1 protein-coding gene is annotated in these 1693 nt (G+C 36.6%); it reads right to left on the reverse strand.

The window, feature by feature from the left end; all coding sequences use genetic code 11:
- On the reverse strand, positions 1-1130 hold a 1130-nt coding region (locus AC1DPZ_RS26640; RefSeq protein ID WP_477409192.1), incomplete at its 3' end, for an MFS transporter.
- Positions 1131-1693 lie beyond the last annotated feature (563 nt).

Consider the following 1693-nt stretch of genomic DNA (forward strand, 5'->3'; position numbering starts at 1 on the left):
CCAATAACACATACCCCGTTCCACTGGTAGCTTTTCCATACCTGGCTGGCTAAAAACGTACCAGAGGCGCCGCCTATAAAATAAGATACCATGTATACCGTATTCAATCTGTTGCGGGCCTCTGGTATCAATGAGAAAATTATCGATTGGTTGGATATATGTGTAGCCTGCACACCCATATCAAGCACAATAACCCCTATAACTAACCCAATGATACTATGGGTAGAGAAATAAAAAATGATAAACGAGACGAACACCAGCAGCAATGTGTAACCCGATAATTTATAGGCATTCATTTTGTCGCTTAATCTGCCCATCAGCCCGGCGGCTAAAGCGCCAAAAGCCCCAACCAGGCCAAAAGCACCGGCTACCGCACTGCCCGCATTAAACTGGGGTTGTTTCAATAAAAATACAAGTGTTGTCCAAAAAGCGCTGAAACCTGCAAAGCACAGGGCCCCACGAAACGCTGCCATCCTTAACTTAGGTTCTGTTTTAAACAAATGAATGAGCGATTTCATCAGGTTTTTATAATTGCCCTTATAATCGGGCTCAACCTCGGGTAAAAAGAAAAACAGCATTAGCCACATAGCCAGCATCAGCCCGGTTGCTATATAGTACATTGCTCTCCAGCCAAAGTGTTCGCCTACAAAACCGCTTAAGGTACGCGAGAGTAGTATTCCTATTAGTAACCCACTCATTACAAAACCTATTTTTTTACCCCGCTCATGCGGTTTAGCCAGGTGGGCTGCCATAGGTATCAATAATTGTGGTATTACAGATGATACGCCAACTAAAAAACCTGCTATAGTTAATATGGTTACAGAGGGGGCCAGGGCGCTTATCAGCAGGGAGAAAATGACCAATATAAAATCAATCAATATTAACCGTTTTCGCCTAACCATGTCGGCCAGGGGGATGATGAAAAGCAAGCCGGTTGCATAACCTATTTGTGTAAACAGCGATACCCGCTGCGCTTTTTTATCGGTGATGTTAAAAGTGTGCGCTATATCGGCCAGTAAAGGTTGATTGTAGTAAATATTAGCCACTACCAACCCCGTAGCGATGGTCATGATCCATAAAGTGAACGACGTTAAGTGAGGATGTGTTTTGGGCGACCAGGTAGCTGTCATGGGCAGAAAAAATATAAAATACGCCGCAAAAATGCAGAAGCAATCTTAAAATCATGCTTGTTTAAAGTAATTTTTACACACGGGCTTACAATATCTCCAAAGGTTAGGAGTTTATTATTTTAATAAAAACGGATATTTTTTTCCTAATTGGAATAAAAAAATGAGTTTTATGGCTATTTTTTATTTTTGTAGCGTTGTTTTGGAATAAAATTTGATTAAAATTTATTAAAACATGATTTTTTAATGAATTTTAATATTTTTAACTTGTAATTTGTATATATTTTATGTTTTTGATAAAAAAATTTGAATAAAACACAATTATTTATGGTTTGTTTTGTTTGTTAAATAGATTAAGATTAAAAATTTAAAAAATTATCACATTAACAATAATTTATTTGTATTTTTGAGAATCGATCAGCAGAATTGAGTGGTTTTGGTAAATGTTACAATAAAATTACAAAATAATGCTTGATAATATAAAAACTTAGTGTTATTTTTACACTATAACAAAAACACAAAATAGTCTTCTCATAATTTAGGTTTATAATTGGTTAGTAAAGGCC

The organism is Mucilaginibacter sp. P4_G9, assembly GCF_056400985.1.